The 25,129-nt window shown below is 69.0% G+C and carries 28 protein-coding genes and 1 pseudogene; 3 read left to right on the forward strand and 26 right to left on the reverse strand.

What is annotated here, in order from left to right; all coding sequences use genetic code 11:
- Positions 1-46: 46 nt before the first annotated feature.
- The 10 genes from E3T37_RS02825 to E3T37_RS02870 all read right to left on the reverse strand — a co-directional run bounded on the left by E3T37_RS02825 (position 47) and on the right by E3T37_RS02870 (position 9,658).
- Positions 47-481: a Fur family transcriptional regulator gene (locus E3T37_RS02825; RefSeq protein ID WP_134365329.1), complete on the reverse strand. Its 435-nt coding sequence runs from the start codon at positions 479-481 to the stop codon at positions 47-49.
- A complete protein-coding gene (locus tag E3T37_RS02830) occupies positions 478-1,284 on the reverse strand; it encodes a metal ABC transporter permease (RefSeq protein ID WP_134365330.1) in 807 nt (268 codons plus the stop codon). The genes E3T37_RS02825 and E3T37_RS02830 overlap by 4 nt, the downstream gene beginning before the upstream one ends.
- Positions 1,284-2,153 carry a metal ABC transporter permease gene (locus tag E3T37_RS02835; protein ID WP_241976055.1) on the reverse strand — a complete coding sequence of 290 codons (870 nt, stop codon included), beginning with the start codon at positions 2,151-2,153 and terminating at the stop codon, positions 1,284-1,286. The genes E3T37_RS02830 and E3T37_RS02835 overlap by 1 nt, the downstream gene beginning before the upstream one ends.
- A 1-nt stretch (position 2,154) precedes the next feature.
- Entirely contained in the window at positions 2,155-2,946 is a 792-nt protein-coding gene (locus E3T37_RS02840) for a metal ABC transporter ATP-binding protein (RefSeq protein ID WP_134365331.1), read from the reverse strand.
- A gap of 7 nt (positions 2,947-2,953) precedes the next feature.
- Positions 2,954-3,913 carry a metal ABC transporter substrate-binding protein gene (locus E3T37_RS02845; RefSeq protein ID WP_198415947.1) on the reverse strand — a complete coding sequence of 320 codons (960 nt, stop codon included), beginning with the start codon at positions 3,911-3,913 and terminating at the stop codon, positions 2,954-2,956.
- A gap of 106 nt (positions 3,914-4,019) precedes the next feature.
- Entirely contained in the window at positions 4,020-4,778 is a 759-nt protein-coding gene (locus tag E3T37_RS02850; RefSeq protein ID WP_134365332.1) for a VIT1/CCC1 transporter family protein, read from the reverse strand.
- Between the two features lie 106 nt (positions 4,779-4,884).
- On the reverse strand, positions 4,885-6,261 hold the full coding sequence (locus E3T37_RS02855) for a dihydrolipoamide acetyltransferase family protein (RefSeq protein ID WP_134365333.1): 1,377 nt from the start codon (positions 6,259-6,261) through the stop codon (positions 4,885-4,887).
- A gap of 124 nt (positions 6,262-6,385) precedes the next feature.
- On the reverse strand, positions 6,386-7,408 hold the full coding sequence (locus E3T37_RS02860) for an alpha-ketoacid dehydrogenase subunit beta (protein ID WP_134365378.1): 1,023 nt from the start codon (positions 7,406-7,408) through the stop codon (positions 6,386-6,388).
- A gap of 14 nt (positions 7,409-7,422) precedes the next feature.
- The gene (locus tag E3T37_RS02865) at positions 7,423-8,550 is read right to left on the reverse strand and encodes a thiamine pyrophosphate-dependent dehydrogenase E1 component subunit alpha (protein ID WP_134365334.1); all 1,128 of its coding nucleotides are present in this window, start codon (positions 8,548-8,550) and stop codon (positions 7,423-7,425) included.
- A 4-nt stretch (positions 8,551-8,554) separates the two neighbouring features.
- Positions 8,555-9,658 carry a histidinol-phosphate transaminase gene (locus E3T37_RS02870; protein WP_134365335.1) on the reverse strand — a complete coding sequence of 368 codons (1,104 nt, stop codon included), beginning with the start codon at positions 9,656-9,658 and terminating at the stop codon, positions 8,555-8,557.
- Positions 9,659-9,764: 106 nt separating this feature from the next.
- Here E3T37_RS02870 and E3T37_RS02875 point away from each other — a divergent pair, with 106 nt between their 5' ends.
- Positions 9,765-10,157, forward strand: a complete 393-nt coding sequence (locus E3T37_RS02875) for a phage holin family protein (protein ID WP_134365336.1) — start codon at positions 9,765-9,767, stop codon at positions 10,155-10,157.
- A 32-nt stretch (positions 10,158-10,189) separates the two neighbouring features.
- On the opposite strand, the gene E3T37_RS02880 is transcribed toward E3T37_RS02875, so the two are convergent.
- Together E3T37_RS02880 and E3T37_RS02885 are read right to left on the reverse strand one after the other, a co-directional pair.
- A complete protein-coding gene (locus E3T37_RS02880) occupies positions 10,190-11,713 on the reverse strand; it encodes a hypothetical protein (RefSeq protein WP_134365337.1) in 1,524 nt (507 codons plus the stop codon).
- The gene (locus tag E3T37_RS02885; RefSeq protein ID WP_134365338.1) at positions 11,710-12,030 is read right to left on the reverse strand and encodes a hypothetical protein; all 321 of its coding nucleotides are present in this window, start codon (positions 12,028-12,030) and stop codon (positions 11,710-11,712) included. Before E3T37_RS02885 ends, E3T37_RS02880 begins: the two co-directional genes overlap by 4 nt.
- Positions 12,031-12,176: 146 nt before the next feature.
- Between E3T37_RS02885 and E3T37_RS02890 the strand changes: the two genes are divergently transcribed.
- Together E3T37_RS02890 and purB are read left to right on the forward strand one after the other, a co-directional pair.
- Positions 12,177-12,704: a low molecular weight protein-tyrosine-phosphatase gene (locus tag E3T37_RS02890; RefSeq protein WP_134365339.1), complete on the forward strand. Its 528-nt coding sequence runs from the start codon at positions 12,177-12,179 to the stop codon at positions 12,702-12,704.
- Positions 12,701-14,083 (forward strand): adenylosuccinate lyase, encoded by a 1,383-nt coding sequence (gene purB / locus E3T37_RS02895; RefSeq protein ID WP_134365340.1) that lies wholly within the window; start codon positions 12,701-12,703, stop codon positions 14,081-14,083. Before E3T37_RS02890 ends, purB begins: the two co-directional genes overlap by 4 nt.
- Positions 14,084-14,149: 66 nt before the next feature.
- Here the strand turns inward: purB and E3T37_RS02900 are convergent, their stop codons facing one another.
- The 14 genes and pseudogenes from E3T37_RS02900 to rpsF form a co-directional block, all read right to left on the reverse strand.
- A complete protein-coding gene (locus E3T37_RS02900; protein WP_134365341.1) occupies positions 14,150-14,416 on the reverse strand; it encodes a hypothetical protein in 267 nt (88 codons plus the stop codon).
- Positions 14,413-15,012 (reverse strand): DUF308 domain-containing protein, encoded by a 600-nt coding sequence (locus tag E3T37_RS02905; RefSeq protein ID WP_134365342.1) that lies wholly within the window; start codon positions 15,010-15,012, stop codon positions 14,413-14,415. Before E3T37_RS02905 ends, E3T37_RS02900 begins: the two co-directional genes overlap by 4 nt.
- Before the next feature lie 115 nt (positions 15,013-15,127).
- A complete protein-coding gene (locus tag E3T37_RS02910; protein WP_134365343.1) occupies positions 15,128-16,369 on the reverse strand; it encodes a Dyp-type peroxidase in 1,242 nt (413 codons plus the stop codon).
- The gene (locus tag E3T37_RS02915) at positions 16,366-16,890 is read right to left on the reverse strand and encodes a copper chaperone PCu(A)C (protein ID WP_134365344.1); all 525 of its coding nucleotides are present in this window, start codon (positions 16,888-16,890) and stop codon (positions 16,366-16,368) included. The genes E3T37_RS02910 and E3T37_RS02915 overlap by 4 nt, the downstream gene beginning before the upstream one ends.
- A 76-nt stretch (positions 16,891-16,966) precedes the next feature.
- Complete coding sequence (locus E3T37_RS02920; RefSeq protein WP_134365345.1) at positions 16,967-17,560, reverse strand: copper resistance CopC family protein; 594 nt, start codon at positions 17,558-17,560, stop codon at positions 16,967-16,969.
- A 102-nt stretch (positions 17,561-17,662) separates the two neighbouring features.
- Positions 17,663-18,283: a hypothetical protein gene (locus tag E3T37_RS02925; RefSeq protein WP_134365346.1), complete on the reverse strand. Its 621-nt coding sequence runs from the start codon at positions 18,281-18,283 to the stop codon at positions 17,663-17,665.
- A gap of 73 nt (positions 18,284-18,356) precedes the next feature.
- Positions 18,357-19,730, reverse strand: a complete 1,374-nt coding sequence (locus E3T37_RS02930) for an NAD(P)(+) transhydrogenase (Re/Si-specific) subunit beta (RefSeq protein ID WP_134365347.1) — start codon at positions 19,728-19,730, stop codon at positions 18,357-18,359.
- Positions 19,727-20,038, reverse strand: a complete 312-nt coding sequence (locus E3T37_RS02935; RefSeq protein WP_134365348.1) for an NAD(P) transhydrogenase subunit alpha — start codon at positions 20,036-20,038, stop codon at positions 19,727-19,729. The genes E3T37_RS02930 and E3T37_RS02935 overlap by 4 nt, the downstream gene beginning before the upstream one ends.
- Positions 20,038-21,186, reverse strand: coding sequence for a Re/Si-specific NAD(P)(+) transhydrogenase subunit alpha (locus E3T37_RS02940; RefSeq protein WP_134365379.1), 1,149 nt, complete (start codon positions 21,184-21,186; stop codon positions 20,038-20,040). Before E3T37_RS02940 ends, E3T37_RS02935 begins: the two co-directional genes overlap by 1 nt.
- A gap of 158 nt (positions 21,187-21,344) precedes the next feature.
- Complete coding sequence (gene dnaB, locus E3T37_RS02945) at positions 21,345-22,736, reverse strand: replicative DNA helicase (RefSeq protein ID WP_134365349.1); 1,392 nt, start codon at positions 22,734-22,736, stop codon at positions 21,345-21,347.
- 440 nt (positions 22,737-23,176) lie between these two features.
- Positions 23,177-23,626: a 50S ribosomal protein L9 gene (rplI, locus tag E3T37_RS02950; protein WP_134365350.1), complete on the reverse strand. Its 450-nt coding sequence runs from the start codon at positions 23,624-23,626 to the stop codon at positions 23,177-23,179.
- Between the two features lie 6 nt (positions 23,627-23,632).
- Positions 23,633-23,896, reverse strand: coding sequence for a 30S ribosomal protein S18 (gene rpsR, locus E3T37_RS02955; RefSeq protein WP_035835236.1), 264 nt, complete (start codon positions 23,894-23,896; stop codon positions 23,633-23,635).
- 54 nt (positions 23,897-23,950) lie between these two features.
- A complete protein-coding gene (locus tag E3T37_RS02960) occupies positions 23,951-24,454 on the reverse strand; it encodes a single-stranded DNA-binding protein (RefSeq protein ID WP_134365351.1) in 504 nt (167 codons plus the stop codon).
- A 186-nt stretch (positions 24,455-24,640) separates the two neighbouring features.
- Positions 24,641-25,009: pseudogene (rpsF, locus tag E3T37_RS02965) on the reverse strand (30S ribosomal protein S6); the annotation flags it as partial.
- Positions 25,010-25,129 lie beyond the last annotated feature (120 nt).

Here is a 25,129-nt window from a genome sequence, read left to right on the forward strand (position 1 = left end):
CGGGAAAACAGGGTTGTGGGAGCAGAATCTCCGTCGAATTCGTTCGCTACTCGAGGACTGGGGCGGGGGGTGCGGCGGGAGGTGAGACGGCGGGGGCGGCGGCGGTGCAGGCGGCGCAGAGGCCGAAGACGTCGACCACGTGGGCGGCCTGGGTGAACCCGTTCTCGGCGGCGACGTTCTTCGCCCAGGTCTCGACGGCATCCGCTTCGATCTCGACCGTGAGGCCGCAATTGCGGCAGATCAGGTGGTGATGGTGGTCGGTCGTGCTGCAGGCGCGGTACAGGCCCTCGCCCTCGGGCGACTGCAGGGAATCGGCTTCACCCTCGAGGGCCAGGTCGGCGAGCGCCCGGTACACCGTGGCCAGACCGATCGGTGACCCGGTCGCGTGCAGGTTGGAGTGGAGCCCCTGTGCGCTGACGAATCCCTCGGCCGCGCCCAGCGCCGTGCGCACGGCCTCCCGCTGCCAGGTGTTCCGCTTCATAGTCTCAACCGTAACGGGGCCCGGACGAGCCGGCGACCGCCCAGGGCGAGCACGAAGAACGCCGCCGCGGTGAGGGCGATCGCGGGTCCGGCGGCGACGTCGATCGCCCGGGACAGGAGCACACCGACGAGCCCGGCCACCGCACCCAGCACCGGTGCGACGACCAGGATCTGGGTGGTGGTGCGCACGACCAGCCGGGCGGCGGCGGCGGGTGCCGCGATCAGAGCGATCGCGAGGATCGCGCCGACGGCCGGCATCGCCGTGACCACGGTTGCCGTGATGAGGGCCAGGGTGAGCAGCTCGATCGGCCATTCCCGGTAGCCGGCCGCGCGGAATCCGTTCGAGTCGAACGTGGAGAACAGGATTTCCTTGCCCAGGAAGAGCATCACCGCCACGGCCGCGACCAGCACCGAAAAGGCCAGGATCAGGTCGCCGGTGGTGACGGTCAGGATGGACCCCACGAGATAGGAGTCCACCTGCACCGGCAGCGACGGGTTGAGCGCCTGCAGGAGCACGCCGAGCGCGAAGCCGGCGGTGAGCAGGATGCCGGAGGCCACCTGGCTGCCCTGACGCTTCACCCGCCCGATCAGGGTCATGATTCCCACGATCAGGATGCTCGCCAGCGCGGCGCCGAGCGGGATGCTGATGCCGAGGATCGTGGCGGCGACCGCGCCGGGGAAGGTCGCGTGGGTGAGGGCCTGCGCGAAGAACGTCCGCCGGCGGAGCACGACGAGCGCGCCGACCAGGCCGGAAAGGGCGCCGATCCCGGCCGCCGCCAGGAGGGCCTTCTCGAAGTAGCCCATCAGCGGGCGACCCTGGGCCGCCGCAGCCCGTCGACGGCCAGGCGCAGCAGCAGCACGATGGCGTAGCCGGCGACGAGCACCAGCACGACGGTCGCCCCGCTGGGCAGGTCGATCCCGGACTGCACGGAGGCCTGGAAGCCGAGGGCCAGGCCCAGCCAGGAGCCCAGGGCCGCGAACCCGGCCGCGATCGGGAACAGGAGCCACAGCCGCGCCGTGACCAGCCGCGCTACGGCGCCCGGAACGATCAGCACGGCCAGCACGAGCAGGTTGCCGACGGCGCTGGAGGCCGCGACCACGACGAACGCGATGGCCACGTTGAGCACGAGGTCGAGCGCCAGCGGTCGGTACCCGTAGGCGGCGAAGCCGACCCGGTCGAATGCCCGGAACACCTCTTCCTTCAATGTGAAGGCGACCAGGAGCAGGGCGATGCCGCAGATGACGACCGTCTGGATGACCTCGATCGGGCTGACCGTGAGCAGTCGGCCGAACAGGAGCTGTTCCAGCTGCCCGACGTAGTTCGTCTCGCGCGAGACCAGGATCACGCCGACGCTGAACATCGCGGTGAAGACGATGGCGATCGCGGCATCCGAACTCACCGACCGGCGCACGATCAGGGTGAGCACGACCGCGGCGAAGAGCGCGGCGACCATTGCTCCGGCGAACAGTCCGTCACGCCCGCCCCAGACGAATCCGATGGCGATGCCGGGGAAGACGGCGTGCGTCAGCCCGTCGCTGATGAATTCGAGTCCCCGCAGGTTGACGAGCACACCGACCACGCCGGCCACGAGGCTGAGCGCGCCCAGCACCACGAGCGCCCGCGTCATGAACGGCAGGGCGAACGCGTCGACGAGCGGGTTCAGGAGCTCCACGTCAGTGTCCCGAGTGGTCCGGCAGGACGACGGTGTGCTCGTCGAGCTCCACGCCGACCTCGTGGAAGGTGCGCTGCACGTTCTCCAGGCTCAGCACCGACTCGCGGGGGCCGAACGCCACCTGCGTGCCGTTGAGCAGCAGGACCTCTTCACAGACTTCGCGGGCAAGCTGCAGGTCATGGGTGGAGACGAGCACGGCCACCCCCTCCTCCTTCAGCCGTTTCACGGTGCCGACGAGGGCGTCCCGGTTCTGCTGGTCGAGGCCGTTGAACGGCTCGTCGAGCAGCAGCAGCCGCGGGCCGGACGCCACGGCCCGCGCGAGCAGGCCGCGCTGCTGCTGGCCGCCGGACAGCTCGCCGAACCGGGTCTTCGCGCGCTGGGTGAGCCCGACGGCGTCCAGGGCCCGGGCAACGGCCTCGCGGTCACGCTTGCCGGGCAGGCGCAGCCAGCCCAGGGTGCGGTAGCGCCCCATCAGGACCACCTGCTCCAGGGTCACCGGGAACTGGGGATCGAGGTCGCCGGCCTGGGGCACGTAGCCGATCGAGCCGACCGGGGCCGTCGGTTCGCCGAGCACCTCCACGGTGCCGCTCACCCGCTGCACCAGGCCGAGGATGCCCTTGAGCAACGTGGACTTGCCTGAGCCGTTCGGCCCGATCAGGGCAACGGCCTCGCCCGCCCGCAGGTCGAAGGTGATGCCCTCGAGTGCCGGCAGGTGGCCGTACGAGAAGGCGGCCCCCACCACTCTGAGGGCCAGGGGGGCGCCGGCCCGCACTTGAGAAGGGTTCTCGTTCACAGATCAACTATCGCAGGTCTGCGGGAACCGCGGTGGGCGTGGCCCCCCAGGACTCCAGGATCAGGGTGACGTTGTGCACCTGGGAGTCGATGTACGTGGCGCCGTCGCTGCCCTTTGCGCCGAGCGAGTCGCTAAACAGCGCCTCCTCCCCCGAGTACACGGCGACGCCCGCCTCTGTGGCGATGGTGTCGGCGGCCTTCGGGCTGATCGACGCCTCGGAGAAGACGGCTTTCACCCCCGTGGCCCTGATGTCGGCGACGAGCTTGTCGATCGCAGCGGCGCTGGGCTCGGCATTGTCGTCGAAGCTCGGGATGATGGAACCGACGAACGTGATGCCGTAGGCCTCGGTGAAGTAGGTGAACGCGTCGTGGTTGCTCACGAGCAGGCGCTCCGCCGCGGGAACGGCGTCGATATTGGTGCGGATCCAGGTGTCGAGTTCGGCCAGTCGGCCCCGGTAGGCTGCCGCATTCGCAGCGAAGTCCGCGGCCTGGTCGACACTCGCGGCACCGAGGCCGTCGGCGATGGTCTGCACCATGGTCTCCGCGTTGGACACGTCGGTCCAGATGTGCGGGTTGCCGGATTTCTCGGTGCCGCCGAGGACCTCGACTCCCGTCGCTGCGGTGATGGTCACGCCGTCGAATCCGCTGGCGCTGATCGCGTCGGAGAGCCACTCCTCGAGTCCGACGCCGTTGATCACGAGAACATCGGCTGCTCCGAGGGCGGTCAGGTCAGCCACCGAAGGGTCGAAGCTGTGCGCGCTCTGGTTGGGCAGGATGAGCTGGGTGACCGAGACGCCGACGGTGTCGCCGACGACATTGCGAGTGAAATCGGCCACCTGCGTGGTCGTCGCGACCACCTGGAGGTCGTCGGCAGCGCCGGAATCAACTCCCCCGGTCGGAGCGCAGCCGGCCAGGAGCAGAGCGGTCGCGGCCGCAAGCACAGGGAGGACGAATCGCTTCTTGATCACGGTTCAAGGCTAGGCCTATTGATAATGATTGTCAAAACCATTAGGTGCGCGCCGCGCGAGAGGTGACCCGGGACCTTTTCGGGGGTCAGGACGGGGCGGGGCCGGTTTAGACGATGCCCGACGTGCCGAGCAGGGAACCGATCAGGAAGGTGACGACCAGAGCCGCGGCCCCGCCGAGCACGACCCGGATGGTCGCGCGGAGCTTCGGGCTGCCGCCGAGGTGGGCGCCGGTCATGCCGAGCGCCGCGAGGGCGATGAGCACGGCACCGAAGGTGATCGGAATGCGCACGCTCTCGGGCAGGAGCAGGATTGCCAGGAACGGAAGCAACGCGCCGAGGGTGAAGGCCGCGGCCGAGACCCAGGCGGCGTGCCAGGCGCTGACGACGTCGTCCTCGGCGATGTTGTGCTCGGCGAGCAGGTGGGCACGCACGGGATCGATCGCCGTGAATTCCACGGCGACCTGCCGGGCCGTGGCGGGGGCGAGTCCCTGCTTTTCGTAGAGTTCCGCGAGTTCCTGCAGTTCGCCTTCGGGGTCGATACTGAGCTCGCGCTTCTCGCGCTCGATCAGGGTGCGCTGGCTGTCACTCTGACTGCTGACCGAGACGTATTCGCCGAGGGCCATGGAGATGGCCCCACCGACGAGGCCGGCGGTGCCTGCCGCCGCGATGGCGGCGGTGGAGCCGGTCGCCCCGGCCACACCGACGACGAGGGCCGCAACGGAGACGATGCCGTCGTTGGCGCCGAGCACCCCGGCACGCAGCCAGTTGAGCCGGCCGGCATGGCTCTCGGTGCGCTTCGGTTCGGCGGCGGCAACAGCAACCGAGGGACTGAGGGAAGCGATTCCAGCGGACGTGAGTGAGGTCATAACGAATATCAGAACACAAGCCGGCATCCCCCGCCAGCGTGGAAAGCCTTACCTCACCGGCGAGCAAAAGAACTGGTGAGGCAAGGCTTCCCAAATATTCAACCGGCTATTCGAGGAGCAGCGCGGGCTCCTCGATGATGCTGGCGACATCCGCCAGGAACCGGCTCGCGACATCCCCGTCGACGACCCGGTGGTCGAAACTCGCGCCGATCGTGGTCACGAAGCGGGCGCGCACCTCGCCGTCCACCACCCACGGCTTCTGCTTGATCGTGCCGAGGGCGACGATGCCGGCCTCGCCGGAGTTGAGGATGGGGGTGCCCGTGTCCATCCCGAACACGCCGATGTTGGTGATCGTGATCGTGCCGCCCGACATGTCGGCGGGGGTGGTCTTGCCGTCGCGCGCGGTGAGGGTGAGTCGTTCGAGCGCGCCCGCGAGTTCCAGCAGGCTCATGTCCTGGGCCTCCTTGACATTGGGCACGATCAGGCCCCGCGGGGTCGCCGCCGCGATGCCGAGGTTGACGTAGTGCTTGATCACGATTTCCTCGTCGGTGAAGATCGAGTTGACCGTGGGGTTGCGCCGCACCGCCCAGATCATGGCCTTGGCCATGATCAGCAGCGGGGAGACCCGCACGCCGGCGAAGTCGGTGGATGCCTTGAGCCGCTTGACGAATTCCATGGTGCGGGTGGCGTCGACATCGACGAAGAGGCTCACGTGCGGTGCGGTGAACGCGCTGGAGACCATGGCCTGGGCGATGGCCTTGCGCACGCCCTTGACGGCGATGCGCTCCTCGCGGTCGCTCGGCCACTCCGGCGTCTGGATGTTGCGGAAGACGCTGGCCTGGGTGGCGGCGCGCAGCACGTCCTCCCGGGTCACGTCGCCGACCGGGCCGGTCGCCTCGACCAGGGACAGGTCGACTCCGAGATCCTTGGCGAGCTTGCGGATCGGCGGTTTGGCGATGACCGGTCCGGCGGATGCCGCACGCGGGAGCCGGGGAAGGGGCGCCGCCGCGGCGCGCGGGGCGATGACGGGCGGCGGCGCGATCGATTCGTGGGCGACCGGGGTGCTGCCGTGGCGCTTCCGCCGGGTGGGCATGGTCGCGGTGGCACCGCGGCCGACGAGCACGGGGCCGGCCTTCTCGGCCGGTTCGTCGGAGATCGTGGAACCGGCATCCGCTGCCGCGCCGGCCAGCTCGTTCTCATTCGCCCCCGTCGGGGGAGCGGACACCTCGGCATCGGTGCCGGCGTCGGAGACGATGGTGATGATCACGGTTCCGACGTCGACGGTCGTTCCGGGCTGCACCAGGATCTCGCCGACCACGCCGACATAGGGCGACGGGAGTTCGACCAGCGATTTGGCGGTCTCGATCTCGACCAGCACCTGGTTGATCGCGACGGTGTCGCCGGGCGCCACCTTCCACTCGACGATTTCGGCCTCGGTGAGACCCTCGCCGACATCGGGCAGGGTGAATTTCGACACGCTCATGAAGCGAGCTCCTTGCGATTGGTGAGGCGAGAGTGGCCGTTCCGGTCCAGAGTGCCCCGCGGAACGGTCACTCTGGACCGGAAAGGTGACTGCCGGGGGGACTGCGTGGTCATCTCGGGTGGTCTCAGTAGGCGAGGGCGCGGTCGACGGCTTCGAGCACGCGGTCCGGGCTGGGCAGGAAGTGCGTCTCCACGGCGGCCGGCGGGAACGGGGTGTCGAACCCGGAGACCCGCAACACGGGGGCTTCGAGCAGGTAGAACGCCTTCTCCATCACGGTGGCGGCGATCTCCGAGCCGACACTGACGAAGCCGTGGGCCTCCTGCGCGACGACCAGGTGCCCGGTCTTCTCGACCGAGGTGAGGATCGGGCCGTAGTCGATCGGCGAGATCGACCGCAGGTCGATGACCTCGATGCTGGTGCCCTCCTCCGCGGCGAGGTCGGCGGCCTGCAGCAGCACGCTCACCATGGCGCCGTGGCCGACGACAGTGGCATCCGTACCGCTCCGCACCACGCGGCTGGCGTGCAGCGGCGTGCCGCTCTCGGCCAGATTGACTTCGCCCTTGGGCCAGTAGCGGCTCTTGGGCTCGAAGAAGATGACCGGGTCGTCGCTCCGGATGGCTTCCTGCATCATCCAGTACGCGTCGTGGGGGTTCGACGGGCTCACCACGCGCAGTCCCGGCGTGTGCGCGAAGTAGGCCTCCGGGCTCTCCTGGTGGTGCTCGATCGAGCCGATGTGGCCGCCGTAGGGGATGCGGATCACGACGGGCATGATCACTTCACCCTCATGCCGGTTGCGCATGCGCGAGAGCTGGCTGGTGATCTGGTCGAAGCCGGGGAACACGAATCCGTCGAACTGGATCTCGCAGACGGGGCGGTAGCCGCGCAGAGCCAGCCCGATCGCCGTGCCGATGATGCCGGACTCGGCCAGCGGGGTGTCGAGCACGCGCTTGTCGCCGAATTCGGCGAAAAGGCCCTCGGTGACGCGGAAGACCCCGCCGAGCGGGCCGATGTCCTCGCCCATCATCAGGACCTTGGGGTTGTCCCGCATGGCCTGGCGGAGGCCGGCGTTCAGCGCCTTGGTCATCGGCAGGTTGGCCACGGTCGGGGTGCTCGCCGGGGTGCCGGCCGGGGTGCCGGCCGGGCTCATTTCGATCGTGTCGCTCACGCGGCGCCTCCTTCGAAGGATGCTTCGTACCGGGCGAGCCAGGCCTTCTCCTCGTCGATCAGGGGGTGAGGTTCGGCGTAGACGTTGTCGAAGATGACGTTCGTCTCGGGTGAGCGGATGTCCAGGGCCCGGCGGCGCACATCCGCGGCGTGGTCTTCCGCCTCCTCGTCGACGGCGTCGAGGAACTCCTGTTCGACGCCGAGGCCCCGCAGGTAGCTGCGGAACCGCACGATCGGGTCCCGGGCCACCCAGTAGGCGAGCTCCTCCGGGTCGCGGTATTTCGTGGGGTCGTCCGCCGTGGTGTGGGCGCCGACGCGGTAGGTGAGTGCCTCGATCAGGGCCGGACCCTTGCCGGCGCGCGCGTCGTCGAGGTGCTTGGCGGTCACGGCGTAGCTGGCGAGCACGTCATTGCCGTCGATCTGGGTGCCTGGCATGCCGAACCCGCCGGCGCGCAGGTAGAGGGGGGTGCGCGACTGGCGGGTGACCGGCACCGAGATGGCCCAGTGGTTGTTCTGCAGGAAGAACACCTGCGGGGTCTGGTAGCTCGCCGCGAAGACGAGCGCCTCGTTGGCGTCGCCCTGCGACGACGCCCCGTCGCCGTAGTACACGATGACGGCCTGGTCGGTCTCGGGGTTGCCGGTCGCGGTGGCGCCGTCGAGCTGCATGCCCATCGCGTAGCCCGTGGCGTGGAGGGTCTGGGAGGCGAGCACCAGGGTGTACAGGTGGAAGTTACCGTGTTCTTCGGGGGTCCAGCCGCCGAGCGTGACGCCGCGCAGCATCCGCAGGATGTCGACCAGGTCGAGTCCTCGGATCATGCCGACGACGTGCTCCCGGTAGGAGGGGAAGACGTGGTCCTGCGGCCTGGTCGCATGGGTGGAACCGACCTGGGCGGCCTCCTGGCCGTGGCTGGGCACCCAGAGGGCCAGCTGGCCCTGGCGCTGCAGGTTGGCGGCCTCGGTGTCGAATCGGCGGACGACCACCATGTCCCGGTAGAAACGCCGGTAGTCGGCCTCGGTCAGCCGGTCCAGGTAGGGCAGGAATTCGGCGGCGGATTCGCTCGGCGCGAAGACGCCCTCGGGGGAGAGGAGTCGCACCATGGGCGAGGCGTCTTCAGTCGCTGGCATCGTACTAACCTAGCCGCCGGGCCGAGTGTCCCGTTGGTAGATCGTCGACAATGTCTGAGCAGATAGCCAGGAGCTTTTCCACAGATTCTTCCTCGCCGATCGAGATCCGGATGCCCTCCGGGAAGGGGCGCACGATCAGGCCGACCGCCGAAAGCACGTCGGCGATGTCGGTGGTTTCCTCACCGGTGGGCAGCCAGATGAAGTTGCCCTGCGGTGCGGGGATGTTCCAGCCCTGTTCGGTCAGCGCGCGCCAGGCCGCGTCGCGGCGTTCGGTCAGGGTGCGCACCCGCCGCAGCAGCTGGTCGGTGGCGTCAAGTGACGCGATCGCCGCGGCCCCGGCCACACCGGTCACCGACAGCGGGATCGCGGTGGCACGGGCGCCGTCCAGAACGGCGACGGGACCGAGGGCGTAGCCGACGCGGAGGCCGGCCAGGCCGTAGGCCTTGGAGAAGGTGCGCAGCACGACCAGGTTCGGGAACCGCTTCAGGAGCGGCACGCCGTTGACCGCCTCCGGATCGGTGACGAACTCGATATATGCCTCGTCCAGAATGACGAGCAGATCCCTCGGGACGACCGCCATGAAGGCCTCGAACTCGTCGGCGGTGACGATGGTGCCGGTCGGGTTGTTCGGGCTGCAGACGATGACCACGCGGGTGCGCTCGGTGATGCGGGTGGCCATCTCGGGCAGATCGTGACCGTGGTCGTCCCGGTTCGGCACCCGGATGCTCGTGGCCCCGGCGACGGTGACCAGGCTCGGGTAGGCCTCGAACGACCGCCAGGAGTAGAGCACCTCGTCGCCCGGACCCGCGGCGGCGAGGATGAGCTGGGCCAGCAGGGCCACCGATCCCGCCCCGACATGCACCTCGTCGACGCTGCGATCGAAGCGGGCGGCCAGGCGTTCCCGCAGGGCCAGGGCGGAGGCATCCGGGTAGCGGTTGTACGCCGTTTCGGAGTTGACCGCGGCGATGACGCCGGGCAGCGGGTCGAAGGGGTTCTCGTTGCTCGAGAGTTTGAACGCGGTGGTGGCGGCGGCTTGTCCCTGCCGATAGGCCGGCAGTGCGACAATCTCGGGGCGCAGGCGGACCGAGGGCTGGTCTGAAGGGCTCACTCGGCGATTCTACGCCGGAGCATATTCGCGTGGCCGCATAATGCTGGCGACGTTCGGCCCGGTGGCCGGCCCTGCGCATCGCCGGGCGCGGTGCCATCATGGAGGCATGGCCCGATTCCTGCTCAAGCTGACCCTCAATGCCGTCGCCCTGTGGCTCACCACGGTGCTCGTCGCCGGCGTTTCCCTGCAGCCCTATGCGAACGACACCTTCTCCGTGGTCATGAGCTACCTGCTGATCGCGCTCCTGTTCGGTTTCGTCAACGGCGTCGTCGGCACGTTCGTGCGCATCATCGCCTTCCCGCTCTACGTCCTCACCCTGGGCCTGATCTCGCTGATCGTGAACGGCCTCCTGCTGATGCTGGTCGCCTGGTTCACGGACGTGATCGGTTTCGGCCTCGTGATCGAGGACTTCTGGTGGGGCGTGCTCGGCGCCCTGGTACTGGGCATCATCAGCTGGCTGCTGAACCTGGTGTTCCGGCCCGCCAGACCCAGCCGGTAAGACCGTATGGGCGCCGGCGAGTCGCCCATTGGTCACTCACCGGCCACCCGGATGCCCCGCCACCGGGAGGCCTGTCCCGGTTCCGCGCCGACCACGGTCGCCATGGTTGCCCGAAACTCCTGCAGGCGCGGCTCCGGGGACTCGTCCATCAGCCGCCCGGTGGCCCGATAGGCGGTGAGGGCGTGGGCCGGCAGCGGCTGATCCGGCGGCACCTCCCGCCCCGCGAACACCTCTCGCCGCACGAGCAGGCGATCATCCTCGGCACCCGGCGTGCCGCCCAGCGCCGGGATCAGATCGTCGGAGTGTTCGACCGTCACGGCGTCCACGCCGGGAGGCAGCGTGATCTGGCCGTCGGGCGCCCCGAACGTGGCGACCGCGACCGTGTTGAACTCCCCGGACGCCGCCACCTGCGCGGCGACGAGGCCGCCCTGCGAGTGGCCCACCGGAATCACCGGGTCCGCCGGCCGCACCCCGGCCTCCCGCATGGCCTGCACCACCGCCCGGTAGGAGCCGGAGTCCTGGTCGGCGACGGCGGAGAGGTCGGAGGTGAGGTCCCAGGGCTGTTCCGCGGCGACCGGGCTCCATTCCACCGTGCCGCCGATGTAGACCACCCAGGACGGGCTCTCGGCGCTGCCGTACCGCTCGATGCGCACCTGGGAGCCGTCCTCGGACACCGACGGGATGCGGTCGGCCAGGTCGGCGAACCCGGCGGGCGGAGGCGTCGCCCGGGTCGCGGGCCGCTGCCCGGCCACTCCCGGCCCGCCCAGGGGCACCACCGGCACGGGCACCACCGGCACGGGCACCACCGACACCGGCGTCTCCCGGAACAGGCCGAGCGGGCGGGACAGCGCCCGCACCCCCGCCGCCGACGTGGCCACACCGAGCAGGCCGAGGCCCTCGTCCCCGAGCAGGGCGGAGACCGGATAGGGCAGACCCGCGGCTCCGACCGCCGCGTCATCCACCGAGGACACGAGCACCCGCACCGCCGCGACCACGACGGGGTCGGTCAGCGCGCGCGGATTCGCCCGCAACCAGCCAGCCGCCGTCGCCGGGCCGTCGCCGGGCCGCGCCCCGGTGAGCAGGCTGCCGAGCAGGAATCCGGCAGCGCCGCTGGTCAGTGCCGGCAGGGCGGCCAGCGCCAGGAACGGCGCCAGCCGGCCGAGCGTGAATCCCAGCCAGACGCCGCCCGCACGGGCGACGCGCTCGCTCCGCCGTTCCGCCTCGCCGTACCCCTCCGCGGCGGCGATGAGCGAGTCGGCGAGGTGGCGGCTGTGCTCCGCCACCCGGTCGATGGCCCGGCCGACCCCGAAGACGCAGCCGGCCGCTTCGCCGCCCGTCCAGGCCGGGGACGGCGCCGGCGCGGAGTCCAGGGCACGGATGCCCGCCAGCCGCGCCTGCCACCCCTCGGCGTCGGCCTGCAGCGCACGCAGCCACGACGCCTCTGCCAGCAGCACATCCGTGGCCACGAGGGTGGTGCCCCCGCCGGACACGATCAGGGTGGCCGCGGGATCCTCGTCCGCCGCCGGGGTCGCCGGGGTCGCCGGAAGCCCCGTCACGGAGCCCCCGGGGTCCGGGTCGACGCCGCGGCCAGGACGACCTGGACCTCCTCGATCTCCGCCGCCACCGCGGCGAGGGCGTCCTCCAGGTGGCGGGCGGCCCGGTGGAGTTCCCCGGCGAGTTCGCTGCGCCGCTCGGCGTAGCCGCGCTGCGCCGCGGACCGCCAGGACCCGGTCAGGTCGGTCGGCGCCAGGGAGCGGGCGGCGATCTCGACGTCGTCCCGCAGGGCGCGGAGCAGCATCCGTCGTTCCCGGAGCTCGGCCAAGCGAGCCGGCAGGCCGGAGTCGCTGATGAACGTGCCGTCTGAACCGAACACGGCCCTCCTCCCTGCACCCCCGTCGCGACGATGCTGCCAGCGAGCGTGCCACCTCCCGGTGGCCGGGCGGGGTCCACCCGCAAGTTCACGGAATGTACGACCGGCGGACGGCTGTGGAGGGGTGGCGGGTGCAACACAATGGAGGTATGGCTTTCGCGTCGATCACACCGGACGAATCGACGCCGTTCCGGATCGTCTTCGTCTGCACCGGGAACATCTGCCGTTCGCCGATGGCCGAGGTCATGCTGCGTGACCTGGTCACGCGTTCCGGCCTGGGCCGGCTGATCACCACCAGTTCCGCCGGCACCGGTGACTGGCACGTGGGCGAGCAGGCGGACATCCGCACGATCACCGCCCTGGCCAAGCGAGGCTACGACGGGAGCCATCACCGGGCACGCCAGTTCGACCCGGCCTGGTTCGACGACCTCGACCTGGTCGTGGTGCTCGACCGGGGGCAGGAACGGATCCTCCGCAACTGGGCCGCCACCGACCGGGACCGCAGCAAGGTGCGCCTGCTGCTCAGTTTCGACCCGGCCCAGGCCGGCCTGCGGGACGTGCCGGACCCGTACTATTCCGACGATGCATTTTTTGACACGGTTCTTGGCATGATTGAGAGCGCAAATGAAGCGCTCTTCGCGCAACTTGCACCCGCAATCCGACAGGGAGTCCGATGAGTCCGTTACCGCCCCAGGTCCTCAGCCCACTCGATGGCCGCTACCGCGCCGCCGTCACCGAACTGGGGGAGTACCTGTCAGAGGCCGGCCTCAACCGGGCTCGCGTGCAGGTCGAAGTCGAGTGGCTGATCACGCTCACCGACCGCAGCCTGTTCGGTTCCGTGCCGCTGACGCCCGAGCAGAAGTTGTCCCTGCGCGCCCTGGTCACCGACTTCGGCCAGGCCGAGATCGATGAACTCGCCACGCTGGAAGCCACCACCCGGCACGATGTGAAAGCCGTCGAATACCTCGTGCGTCGCCGCCTGACCACGCTCGGACTCGACCACATCAGCGAGCTCACCCACTTCGCCGCCACCAGCGAGGACATCAACAACCTCTCCTACGCACTGACCGTGAGTGACGCCGTGCGTGAGGTCTGGCTGCCCAAGTTCCGCGCCGTGATCGGGGCCCTGCGCCTGCGCGCCCTCGACTACCGGGCCGACTCGATGCTCGCCCACACCCACGGCCAGCCGGCCACGCCCACCACGGTCGGCAAGGAGCTGGCGGTGTTCGTCTACCGTCTCGAGCGCCTGGCGAAGCAGGTCGAGAACAGCGAGTACCTGGGCAAGTTCAGCGGTGCCACCGGCACTTTCGCCGCCCACGTCGCGGCCGATCCCGCCGTCGACTGGCCGGCCGTCTCTCGCGAGTTCGTCGAGGGTCTCGGCCTGACCTGGAACCCGCTGACCACCCAGATCGAGTCCCACGACTGGCAGGCCGAGCTCTACTCGCGCATGTCCCACGTCAACCGGGTGCTGCACAACCTGGCCACGGATGTCTGGACCTACATCTCCCTGGGCTACTTCCGTCAGATCCCGCAGGCCGGAGCCACGGGCTCATCGACCATGCCGCACAAGATCAACCCCATCCGCTTCGAGAACGCCGAAGCGAACCTCGAGCTCTCCAGCGCGATCCTCGACTCGCTCGCGGCAACGCTGGTGACCTCGCGCCTGCAGCGCGACCTGACCGACTCGACCACGCAGCGCAACATCGGCGTCGGTTTCGGGCACTCTCTGCTCGCCCTCGACAACATCGTGCGGGGTCTGGGCGAGATCGACATCGACCGGGACGCCCTGGCCCGGGACCTCGACGCGAACTGGGAGATCCTCGGCGAGGCGATCCAGACCGTCATCCGGGCCGAGGTGTCGGCGGGCCGCTCGTCGATCGAGGATCCGTACGCCCTGCTCAAGGAACTCACCCGCGGCAAGCGCATCAACCGGGACGACCTGGTCGCGTTCGTGACCGGCCTGGAGATCGGCGACGCCGCCAAGGCGCGCCTGCTCGAGCTCACGCCCGCAGGCTACGTGGGCCTCGCGGACCCACTGCTCGACTACCTGCCGTAGCGGGTCGCCGCTCCGCGGGTGGCGTGCCACCCGCGGAGCGGCGCAGCTCCCGCGCGGCGCCGCAGGTCAGGGGTTGAGGTTAAAGCCGTGGGTCTCGCCGTCGGTGTCGGTCTGCTCGGCGCTGTTCGGTTTCATGGCGCGCATCAGCACCAGGATCACTCCGAGCACGACGACGAACGTCACGGCGGTGCCGAACAGCGCGAGCAGCACGTCGCGGGTGCTCATCAGCACCACGAGCCCCAGGAACAGGGCCATCACGCCGGAGAAACCGAAGGTCTCCTTGGGCGTCATCAGCGCGGAGCGGCCGGGCTTGCGCGGGGTGTTCTGGGTCACAGGGTGTCCGAATCGTTGGGTGAGGCCGTGAGCGTGCGGGGATCTGGCGTGGACGCCCACTTGAGGGAGAGCCCCGCGATGACGAGGTAGACGCCCAGCATCACGAGGTACGCGCCGAGCAGACCGACCGACACGACCGGGTTGGGCGGGAGCAGCAGGAAGACCAGTGCGAGCACGGCGGTGAACGCGCCGACCACGAGCCAGTCGCGGTCACCTGGGTCGCGCCGCCGGGCACGGATGCCGCTGTACAGCTCGAGGAAACCGGTCACCGCCGCCCAGACCGTGACGAGGTAGAGGAAGAAGCCGAGCCCGCCGGCGTTGAAGGCCAGCGCGAGCGCGCCGGCCGCCATGCCCACCACGCCCTGCAGGAGGAACAGCGATCGCTCGCGGGCATCCGTGAGAGTGCGGCGGCTCAGCAGGCCGACGGCCACGCCGCTGACCAGCGCGAAGGCGCCGAACACGACCAGGCCGAACTGCGCCGAGTGGTTCGCGTTGAAGGTGATGGCGGCTGCCGGCACGAAGGCGAGTGCGGCGCGCACGATCGGCACGCTCCAGTAGCGGGTACCGACGGAGTGTGATGCCTGGGCGTTGGCCACGCGGCGACCTCTTTCATTGCGGGTTGAAGACTGGCCTAGTCTACGCGGCCGGCCCGATGTGCCCCGATGGGCCCGGCGCCCTCCGCCCGGGGCGCCGGCCGGGCCCGATGAGCACTCACAGCAGGGTGTCGCCGATGAAGCCGTCGGCCGCGCAGCCGGGCGGAATGGCGAACACGGCCGAGCCGATCGGGGTGATCCACTGGTTCAGCAGGTCGAGGGTGTCCAAGCGCTGCTGGATCGGCACGAATTGCGCGTCAACGTCCGCCTGGAAGGACACGAAGAGGAGCCCGGAATTGGAGACGGCGGTTCCGGTGGGGGTGTCGTCGTAGTTGTACCCTCGGCGATGGATGCGCTGGCTCCTGTCCTCCGACCGGGCCCGACGCAGGTGGGAGTATTCGGGGATCACCGGGAACCCGAGCGCGGTGGTCGCCGCGAAATCGGGCACGTCCTTCTCCCTGGTTCCCGTCAGCGGCGCTCCGGTGGCGAGCGTGCGCCCGACCGCGGACTCACGTCCGGACCGGTCGAGCTTGTCCCACTTGTCGAGGTCCATGCTGATCCGGCGCAGCACGAAGCCGGTGCCGCCCGTGAGCCAGGCGGGGTTGTCGGCCGGGCCCCAGACCAGGGCGCTGAAGTCGTCCGTGCCGACCACGGGGTTCGCCGTGCCGTCGACCTGGCCGAACAGATTGCGCATGGTCGTGCCGGGCTTCTCCGAGCCGGCTGAGCGGCGGAATCCCGGCTGCACCCAGTGCACGCTCGCGAAGGAGCGCACGTCCTTGAGCAGCATCCGGGTGGCGTGGGCGATCGTCATCGGATCGTCGGCGGCGATCTGCAGCAGCAGGTCGCCGCCGGTCCAGGCCGGCTCGAGCCGGTCGACCGTGAACGCGGGCAGTGGTTTCAGCCAGCCGGGGGCGGTCCCGGCGGCCCGGGCCACCAAGGCGGCCCCGAAGCCGAAAGTGACCGTGAGCCGGGCTGGAACGACGGCCAGTTCGGGTTCGGAGTCGGCCAGGGCGGCGTCCCCCTGGGTCAGGCGGGCCGCATCGTCGGTGAGGATGCGCATCATCCGCCGCAGCCCCGCGCGATCGACCCCGTCTCGGAGGACCAGGGCGACGAAGCTGGCGTGCGCCTGCGGGGCGGTGTCCACGCCCGCCTGGTGCGCGCCGAAGAACGGCACGGTGTCCGACCCGCTGACCATCGGCTCGGCCGTGCGCGCCGGAGCGGCGGCGCCGGCCTTGACGGCGAGGTCGAGGGCGACGGCACCGGCCGCGCCGATGCCGGCGGCGGCACCACCCAGGAGGAGGTGCCGCCGGCTCAGGCGCCGACGCGCCGGGTCGGGCTGTTCCTGCCGTCCGTCACTCACTTGGCGTTGCCACCCTCATAGGTCTCGTTCGCGCCCGTGTAGTCCTTGACCGGGGCCGTGAAGACGAAGCTCGAGCCGTCGGACAGGTTGAGCGTGACGGTGACGTCGTCGCCGGCCGCGAGGGGGGCGGCGAGCCCCATGAACATGATGTGGTTGCCGCCGGGCGCGAGCTCGATCGAACCGCCGGCGGGAATGACGAAGCCGTCCTCCTTCTTCTGCATGATCATGTCGCCGGCGTCGTTGGCGACGGTCTCGTGCAGTTCGAGCATGGGTGCCGCCGGTGACCCGGCGGAGGTGACGGTGACGTCCTCCGCCCCGGAGTTCTCGAGCAGCCCGAAGGCGCCGGACATGCCGCTGTCTGCGGCCTTGACCCAGGCATCCGTCATGGTCAGGGAGCTTCCCTCCGGCGTCGTGTCGGCTGCCGGCGCCGGCGTCTCGGCCGTGCCGGCGCAGCCCGAGAGGGTGAGCAGCAACGCGGCGGCGGCAACGACGAGACGGGTGGGGGTGGAGGTGATCTTCATGAGTGGTTCTCCTGGTGTGGAAACAAGCCGATGGGAAGGGTGATGTGTTGCAGGTGTTTCAGGTGTTTCAGGTGTTTCAGGTGTTTTTGCGGCGTTTGGCGCGCCAGGCGGCGAACAGGGCGAAGGCGGCGAGGCCGCCGCCGGCCCCGATGAGTCCGACCGCGATGAGCGGGAGGCCCGCAGCATCCGACTGGTCGGCGTCGGCGTCGGACGCAGCGCCGGGGCCGGTCGACGGGTTCGGGGCCGCGGTCGCGCCCGCGCCCGGCTCGGACGGCGCCGCCGTTCCGATCGAGAAGGCGAACGCCCCCGACACCGGATGCCCGTCCGCCGACACGACCCGCCAGCGCACCTGGTAGGCGCCGTCCTTCATCCCCGCCGCGAGTGCCTGCGTGGCCTCCGGCCCGTCGAGGCGCATCTCGCCCTCGGCCCAGTTGCGGTCCTCGCTGTCGACGACCAGCACGATCGCACCGATCTCGAGGATCTCGTCGGTGAAGCGGATGGTGACCGTCGATGGCGCGACGTCGAGGCGTTCCCCGTCGGCCGGGACGGTCGACTGGACCTGGTCGTGAGCGGTCGCCGCCGGCGCCGCCGGGCTGAAAACGGAGAGGGCGATCACGATCAGGGTGAGAAATACCGCCGTTGCCGGGCGTCGTCGGGGGGCGTGCGTCATCGAATTACTCCGGTCGTCGAGGTGGGTGCGTGAAGGCGCGCGTGAACGCCGGGACCACACCGGGTCGCGAACGGGGTCGTTCGAGTCAGGCCGAGCGGCGGGTCAGGGATTCAGGGCGCGGGCCGGCGGGCCGCGCCGCAGCACGCTCCCGAGCAGCACGCCGAGGTCGGCCGGCACGAAGACTCCGCCGAAGCCGGGTCGCACGGTCGCGGCATCCGTCTGGATCGCGACCGGCGCGAGGGTCCGGATCAGGACCCGGGTCAGGTGGTTCGTGGCTTCGGCGAGGAGCGCCCAGAAGGTCTTCTCGCCGCGGTAGAGCGCCACGATCGTGACGAGGGCGGCCAGGCCGTGCCCCACCCACATCCAGGCGCTGTCGGGCAGGATGCCCTCGGCGGCCATCAGAGGCCGGGCCGCGGCGTCGGCGGCCACGGTCACGGCGCCGTGGTGGTGGGAGCTCGTCATGGTCATGCCGGAGGTGCCGCCGAGTCCGAACAGCACGTGCAGCAGCAGCTGGCTGACGCCGACGGACAGTGTGAGGCGCAGCAGGGACAGGCTCTTGCCGGCCAGGAACACCGACGCCATGCCGGCGAAGGCGAGGGCGAGGGCGGCACTGAGCAGGCCGGGCGCGTTCCCGCCCGCCGCGACGTGGGACAGGGCGGCGACGAGAACGGCGACGGATGCCGTGAGCCAGCCACGGACGAATCTCGCCCATCTGGTCGTCATGGCTCTCCCTCGGCGGACCCGCTCGGGTTCGGCTCCTGTCTGAACACTACAGCGCCGACCCGAGCACGTTTGATCAGAGCGCGTTGACCGCGCTCAGCATCTTCGTCAGGGAGTCCTTCGCGTCGCCGAACAGCAGCGTGGTCTTCGGGTCGAACAGCAGTTCGTTCTCGATCCCCGCGAAGCCGGGGCGCATGGACCGCTTGAGGAACACGACCTGCCGGGCCTCGCCGACATCCAGGATCGGCATGCCGTAGATGGGTGAGCCGGGCGAGGTCTTCGCCGCGGGGTTGACCACGTCGTTGGCGCCGACGACGAGGGCGACATCCGTGTTCTTGAACTCCGGGTTGACCTCGGCCATCTCCTTGAGCGACTCGTAGGGCACGTTCGCCTCGGCCAGCAGCACGTTCATGTGCCCGGGCATCCGGCCGGCCACCGGGTGGATGGCGAAGACCACCTCGACGCCGCGCGCCTCGAGGGTGGTGGCGAGCTCGGCGATGGTGTGCTGGCCCTGCGCGACGGCCAGGCCGTAGCCGGGCACGATGACCACGCGCTGGGCGTAGTTGAGCAGCACCGCGACGTCTTCGGGGTTCGAGCTGCGCACCGGCCGGTCGCTCTGCGCGGTCGATCCGGCGGTCGAGCCGCCCTTGAAGGCACCGAACAGGATGCCGCTCACGCCGCGGCCCATGGCGGAGGCCATGGCGCGGGTCAGGATCGTTCCGCTGGCGCCGACGAGGGTGCCGGCCACGACGAGCAGCAGGTTGCCCAGCACGATGCCGGAAGCCGCGACTGCCAGCCCGGTGAAGGCGTTCAGTAGGGAGATCACGATCGGCACGTCCGCACCGCCGACCGGCAGCACCAGGAGCGCGCCGACCAGGAGTCCCAGGAGAAGGAGTGCGATGGCCCATCCGGTCGCGCCCGTCGCGACGACGAAGCCGCCGGCCACGAGAGCCGCCAGAACGATGGCACCCATCACGACGGCGAGGCCGGGGAAGATGAGCGGCCGCGAGCTGATCAGGCCCTGCAGTTTGCCGACCGTGACGGCCGAGCCGGAGAAGGAGACCGCGCCGACGAGCATGGTGAACACCACGGCGACCTTGACCCAGGGGCCCTCGCTGTTGCCGAGTTCGAGCACCGCGACGAGCGCCGCGGCGCCGCCGCCGACCCCGTTAAACAGGGCGACCAGCTGGGGCATCTGCGTCATCTCCACGCGCCGAGAGATCGGGGCGGCGATCGCCGAGCCGACCGCGATGGCGATCAGGATGGCCGGGATGTTGTCGAGCCGGGCCGACAGGAAGACGGTGATCACGGCGAGGAGCGCACCGGCGGCACCGATCAGGTTGCCGCGGCGGGCGGTCTTCGGCGAGGAGAGCCCCTTGAGGGCGAGGATGAAGCAGACCGCGGCGATCAGGTAGAGGATGCTGGTCCACTCCGGCGAGAGAAGGCTCATTTCGTGGCATCCTTCGTGTCGGCGCCGGCCGGTTTGCGCGGCGCGAACATTTTGAGCATCCGGTCGGTGACGACGAAGCCGCCGACCAGGTTGGCGGTGGCCAGAACCACGGCGATTAGAGCGACCGTCAGGAGCCAGAGGTTGAGGGTCTGGCCGGCGACCGTGATGGCGCCGATCAGGATGATGCCGTGGATCGCGTTGGCGCCACTCATCAGGGGGGTGTGCAGGGTGCTGGACACCTTCGAGACGACCTCGAAGCCGACGAAGACCGCCAAGACGACGACTGTCAGCAAAGTGATCGGATCCATCAGTGTTGTTCTCCTGTCAGGGCCGTGGCCGTCGGCTCGTGCCGGATCGTGCCGCGGTGCGTCAGGCAGGCCCCGGCAACGACCTCGTCCGTGAAATCGGGGGAGACCGTGCCGCTTTCGGTCATCAGGGCGAGCAGGTTGGCCACGTTCTTGGCGAAGAGCCGGGACGCGTCGGCGGGCATCGTCGAGGGTGCGTCCTTCATTCCGACCAGGGTGACGGTGCCGTCCCCGGTGCGGGTGGGCACCTGGGTGTCCCGCCCCGCGACGACGCCCTCGACGTTGCCGCCGGTCTCGGCGGCAAGGTCGATCACGACCGAGCCCATCCGCATGGCCGTGACCATGTCCTGCGTCACGAGCAGCGGGGCCGGGCGGCCCGGGATGGCGGCCGTGGTGATCAGCACGTCGGCGGCGGCCACGTGGGGCGCCAGCAGTTCCCGCTGTCGCACCGACCGATCCTCGCTGAGTTCGCGGGCGTACCCGCCGGTGCCTTCCACGGCGTCCAGGTCGAGGGTGATGAAGGTTCCGCCCATCGAGGTCACCTCGTCCGCCGAGGCCGGGCGCACGTCGTACGCGGAGACCCGGGCGCCAAGGCGCTTGGCCGTGGCGATGGCCTGCAGGCCGGCGACGCCCGCGCCCAGCACGAGCACGCGCGCCGGCGGGATCGTGCCGGCGGCGGTCATGTAGAGCGGGAAGAATCGGGGGAAGCGGATGGCCGCCTCGAGCACCACGCGGTAGCCGGAGACGAGGGCCTGGGAGGTCAGGGCGTCCATCGACTGGGCGCGGGAGATGCGCGGCACCAGCTCGAGGGCGAACGAGGTGACGCCCGCGGTGGCCAGTGCGGCGACGGTGGGAAGCTCGGAGGCGGGGGAGGCCAGGCCGATCGTGATCGTGCCGGAACGGAGGCCGCCGACGAGGTCGGGGCTGAGGGGGCGCACGTGGCAGAACACGTCGAGCTCGCCGAGGCCCAGTTCGGGAACGACGGTGGCGCCGGCATCCGTGTACGAGCCATCGGGATGCCCGGATTCGGAGCCCGCACCGGACTCGACCAGAACCTCGAGTCCGAGGGCCGTGAGCTGGGTCACCGTCTCGGGGGTGGCCGCGACGCGGCGCTCACCCTGCAGACGTTCTCGCCTGATGCCAACCTTCACGCGCATGTCTCCTTAGCGGCGGACGCGAGAGCGAGAACGGATCGATCCGAACTGGGGCGGCACTTGCATCTTCCGTTCGTAGCGTAGCGGTGATCACTTGCCGGCCGGAGAATATGACCGGCGGCAGAATCGATCCGGCCCGTGGCCGAATGGGCCTGCTACGCGCCCGGAACCATGTCGGCGAAGCGGGAGTAGTGGCCGTGGAACGCGACGGTCACCGTGCGGGTGGGGCCGTTTCGGTGCTTCGCCACGATCAGGTCGGCCTCGCCGGCGCGCGGGTTGTCTTTCTCGTACGCGCTCTCACGGTGCAGCAGGATGACCATGTCGGCGTCCTGTTCGAGGGAGCCCGACTCGCGGAGGTCGGAGATGGCCGGCATCTTGTCGGCACGCTGCTCGGGACCACGGTTGAGCTGGGAAAGCGCGATGACGGGAACCTGGAGTTCCTTGGCCATCAGCTTGAGCGCCCGGGAGAACTCGCTGACCTCCTGCTGGCGCGACTCGACCTTTTTGCCCGACGTCATCAGCTGCAGGTAGTCGATGATGACCATCTTGAGGCCGACCCGCTGCTTGAGCCGGCGGCACTTGGCCCGGATCTCCACCAGCGTCATGTTGGGGCTGTCGTCGATGTAGAGCGGGGCGTCGTTGATGCGGCCGCGCGTGGCGGCGATGGTGGTCCAGTCGCGGGCGTCGACGGCACCCTTGCGCATGCTCTGCAGGGGCACGGATGCCTCGGCCGCGAGCAGGCGCATGGCGATCTCACTGCGTCCCATTTCGAGGGAGAAGAAGATGCTGGGCATGTCGTGCTTGATTGAAGCCGCCCGGGCGAAGTCGAGGGCCAACGTGGACTTACCCAGCGCCGGTCGCGCGGCGACGATGATCAGCTGGCCGGGGTGGAATCCGTTGGTGAGCTCGTCCATGTCGGCGAAGCCGGTCGGCACACCGGTCATCTGGCCGTCTTTGAGCTTGGCGGCCTCGATCTCCTCGATCGCGGCCGTGACCGCGTCGGTGAGGGGCACGTAATCTTCGGTCTCGGTGCCTCCGGTGACGGAGTAGATCTCGGCCTGGGCGTTGTTCACCAGGTCGAGCACCTCGCCCTCGCCGGAATAGCCCATCTGTGCGATGCGGGTGCCGGCCTCGACCAGGCGGCGCAGCAGGGCGCGTTCGGCGACGATCGAGGAGTAGAAACCGGCGTTGGCCGCGGTCGGAACCAGGCTGGTCAGCGTGTGCAGGTAGTCCGCGCCGCCGGCCCGGGACAGCTCGCCCAGTTTGGTGAGCTCGTCGGTGACGGCGATGACATCGGTGGGCTCGCCCTGCGCGTAGAGGGAGAGGATCGCGTCGAAGATGATCTCGTGCTTGGGGATGTAGAAGTCGGCGGCCCGGACGGTTTCGACGACGTCGGCGACGGCGTCCTTGCTCAGCATCATGCCGCCGAGCGCGCTCTGCTCGGCGAGGAGGTCGTGGGGGAGCGTGCGCTCGGTGTGCCGGGCTTCCATTCCGCCGCGCTGGTCACTCCCGCGCTTATCTGCCAGACCCAGGTGAGCGATCGACACTCGTGCCTCCTTCTGCTCGTGGTGCTGGTCTATCAGGGCCCACTGACACCGACTGCCGGCACCCCTCGCACACCTCGATTGTGGCCGCCTGCCCACCCTACGTACCCGGTTCGGCCGCTCCAAAACGGGCTGTGGATAACCCTGTGGAGAATCTGGGCGAAACGCCGCGTGTCTTGTGCACAACCTGTGCACTGTCCTGTGGAAAACTTAAGATTTTCCCGTAAAAAATGCATTTTGATCAGGCTTTTATACTATTCACAGCTCTGTGGGAAAACTAATCTAAACAATGTGTTGAAGCTTCATGTGCTGTGAGCAAACCTGTGTACAAAGGCTCATTTTCAAGATCTGAAATCACCCCTGAACAGGGTGAGCGGGACAGCTTAAAAAGGTGTAGCGGCGGAGCTCCATTCGGAGCCCGCCGCTACACCTCGAGGGTGATGCTATTTGGCGGCTACCACCAGCAGTGTGATGGTGGCGCTCAGTTCGTCGCGAAGACGAACCGTTGCCTGGTGCTCACCGGTCATCTTGATCGGGCTGAGCTCGATCTTGCGCTTGTCGATGGCGCCGAGACCGGCTGCCGCCACTGCTTCGGCAACATCCGTGGTCTTGACGGAGCCGAACAGGCGTCCGCCTTCGCCGGCCTTGACGACCAGCTTGACCTTGGTGTTCTCGAGTGCAGCCTTGAGTGCCTGTGCCTCTTCGAGGGTGGCGTGCTCGCGGGCGACGCGAGCAGCTTTGATCTGTTCGATCTGCTTCTCGCCACCGCGGGTCCAGGAGACAGCGAAGCCCTGGGGGTAGAGGTAGTTGCGGGCGTACCCGTTCTTGACCTCGACGATGTCACCGGGTGCACCGAGGCCGGAGACCTCGTGCGTCAGAATGATTTTTGACATGAGGTCCTACCTGCCTGAACCGGCGTAGGGGAGCAACGCCATTTCGCGAGCGTTCTTGACGGCGCGGGCGATGAGGCGCTGTTCCTGAACGGAAACACCGGTGATGCGACGGGCGCGGATCTTTCCACGCTCGGAGATGAACTTGCGAAGGGTGGGGACATCCTTGTAATCGATGACACCAACCCGGATGGACTTCGCGGGAGCGGCGTTCTTGCCACCCTTAGCTCCGCGGAGCGGCTTGCGGCGGTCGCCGCTCGACTTTCCAGCCATGATTTCCTTACTTTCTTAAGAAGTGTTTTTCAGCCGACTGCCCGGAGGCTCGGCTTAGAAGGGTGTCTCGTCGCTGAAGTTGCCCGGGGTGCTCCAGACATCTCCGCCGGTGTTCGCGGCGGGGGCGCTGGCGGCCCAGGGCTCGTCGTTCCCGGAGACGGCAGGTGCGCCGCCGCCACGGGGGGAGGACGATGACTGCGCTCGAGTGAGCTGAGCGGTGGCGTATTTCAGCGAAGGACCGATTTCATCGATCTCGAGCTCCATGCTCGTTCGCTTCTCGCCTTCCTTCGTCTCATACGAACGCTGCTTGAGACGCCCGGTAGCGATGACACGGGTACCCTTGGTCAGCGAACCAGCCACGTGCTCGGCGAATTCACGCCAAACGCTCGCGCGCAGGAAGAGCGACTCGCCATCTTTCCACTCACTCGTAGCGCGATCGAAATTGCGCGGAGTGGAAGCGATGGTGAAGTTGGCAACCGCCAGCCCGTTCTGCGTGTAACGCAGTTCCGGATCGCTGGTGAGGTTGCCCACCACGGTAATTACGGTCTCGCCGGCCATGGGCTACTTGTCGCTTGCCTTGTCGGCAGCAACGGGAGCCTCAGCCTCTGCCGCAGCAGGAGCGTCGGCGACCGGAGCTTCGACCTTGGCCGGAGCAGCCTTGACCGCTGCAGCAGCAACCGCCGAGGCGGGCTTTGCGGACGCGGCGACCTTGGCGGTCGGAGCGGCAGCGGCGGCTTCAGCCTTCGCAGCAATGACCTTCGGGTTGGCTGCCTTGCGGGCGGCCTTCTCGGCGGCAAGCTTGCTTGCGACGGCAACCTGGGCGATGCCTTCTTCTGCGCGAAGAACCTTTGTGCGCATGACGGCTTCCGACAGCTTCAGCTGGCGGTCGAGCTCGGCCGTGGCAGAAGCGTTCGCGGTGAAGTCGACGACGGCGTAGATGCCTTCTGACTTCTTGTTGATCTCGTAGGCGAGACGGCGGCGACCCCAAACGTCAACCTTGTCAATGGTTCCACCATCGTTGCGAACAACGTTGAGGAACTTGTCAAGGCTGGGAGCTACGGTGCGCTCATCGATCTCGGGATCGAGGATAACCATCAACTCGTACTGATGCATGACTAACCCACCTCCTTCGGACTAAACGGCTGCAGAATCTCTGCAACAGGAGGGTTGTGCATGTGTCGAAAACGGAGGCCGGGAATCCGGCGCGTAGACAACCTGCCAAGACTACCGGAT

It is taken from the genome of Cryobacterium sp. TMT2-10 (assembly GCF_004403075.1).
Classification (GTDB): Bacteria; Actinomycetota; Actinomycetes; order Actinomycetales; family Microbacteriaceae; genus Cryobacterium; species Cryobacterium shii.

What these genes read in the sequence shown, in the direction of transcription:
- E3T37_RS02850 (WP_134365332.1), bottom strand. Translation starts at nt 4,778, where the DNA reads ATGACCTCACTCACGTCCGCTGGAATCGCTTCCCTCAGTCCCTCGGTT.
- E3T37_RS02860 (WP_134365378.1), bottom strand. Translation starts at nt 7,408, where the DNA reads ATGAGCCCGGCCGGCACCCCGGCCGGCACCCCGGCGAGCACCCCGACC.
- E3T37_RS02875 (WP_134365336.1), top strand. Translation starts at nt 9,765, where the DNA reads ATGGCCCGATTCCTGCTCAAGCTGACCCTCAATGCCGTCGCCCTGTGG.
- purB (WP_134365340.1), top strand. Translation starts at nt 12,701, where the DNA reads ATGAGTCCGTTACCGCCCCAGGTCCTCAGCCCACTCGATGGCCGCTAC.
- E3T37_RS02930 (WP_134365347.1), bottom strand. Translation starts at nt 19,730, where the DNA reads ATGAGCCTTCTCTCGCCGGAGTGGACCAGCATCCTCTACCTGATCGCC.
- E3T37_RS02920 (WP_134365345.1), bottom strand. Translation starts at nt 17,560, where the DNA reads ATGACGCACGCCCCCCGACGACGCCCGGCAACGGCGGTATTTCTCACC.
- E3T37_RS02925 (WP_134365346.1), bottom strand. Translation starts at nt 18,283, where the DNA reads ATGACGACCAGATGGGCGAGATTCGTCCGTGGCTGGCTCACGGCATCC.
- E3T37_RS02960 (WP_134365351.1), bottom strand. Translation starts at nt 24,454, where the DNA reads ATGGCCGGCGAGACCGTAATTACCGTGGTGGGCAACCTCACCAGCGAT.
- E3T37_RS02830 (WP_134365330.1), bottom strand. Translation starts at nt 1,284, where the DNA reads ATGGGCTACTTCGAGAAGGCCCTCCTGGCGGCGGCCGGGATCGGCGCC.
- rplI (WP_134365350.1), bottom strand. Translation starts at nt 23,626, where the DNA reads ATGTCAAAAATCATTCTGACGCACGAGGTCTCCGGCCTCGGTGCACCC.
- E3T37_RS02865 (WP_134365334.1), bottom strand. Translation starts at nt 8,550, where the DNA reads ATGCCAGCGACTGAAGACGCCTCGCCCATGGTGCGACTCCTCTCCCCC.
- E3T37_RS02915 (WP_134365344.1), bottom strand. Translation starts at nt 16,890, where the DNA reads ATGAAGATCACCTCCACCCCCACCCGTCTCGTCGTTGCCGCCGCCGCG.
- rpsR (WP_035835236.1), bottom strand. Translation starts at nt 23,896, where the DNA reads ATGGCTGGAAAGTCGAGCGGCGACCGCCGCAAGCCGCTCCGCGGAGCT.
- E3T37_RS02890 (WP_134365339.1), top strand. Translation starts at nt 12,177, where the DNA reads ATGGCTTTCGCGTCGATCACACCGGACGAATCGACGCCGTTCCGGATC.
- E3T37_RS02855 (WP_134365333.1), bottom strand. Translation starts at nt 6,261, where the DNA reads ATGAGCGTGTCGAAATTCACCCTGCCCGATGTCGGCGAGGGTCTCACC.
- E3T37_RS02825 (WP_134365329.1), bottom strand. Translation starts at nt 481, where the DNA reads ATGAAGCGGAACACCTGGCAGCGGGAGGCCGTGCGCACGGCGCTGGGC.
- E3T37_RS02935 (WP_134365348.1), bottom strand. Translation starts at nt 20,038, where the DNA reads ATGGATCCGATCACTTTGCTGACAGTCGTCGTCTTGGCGGTCTTCGTC.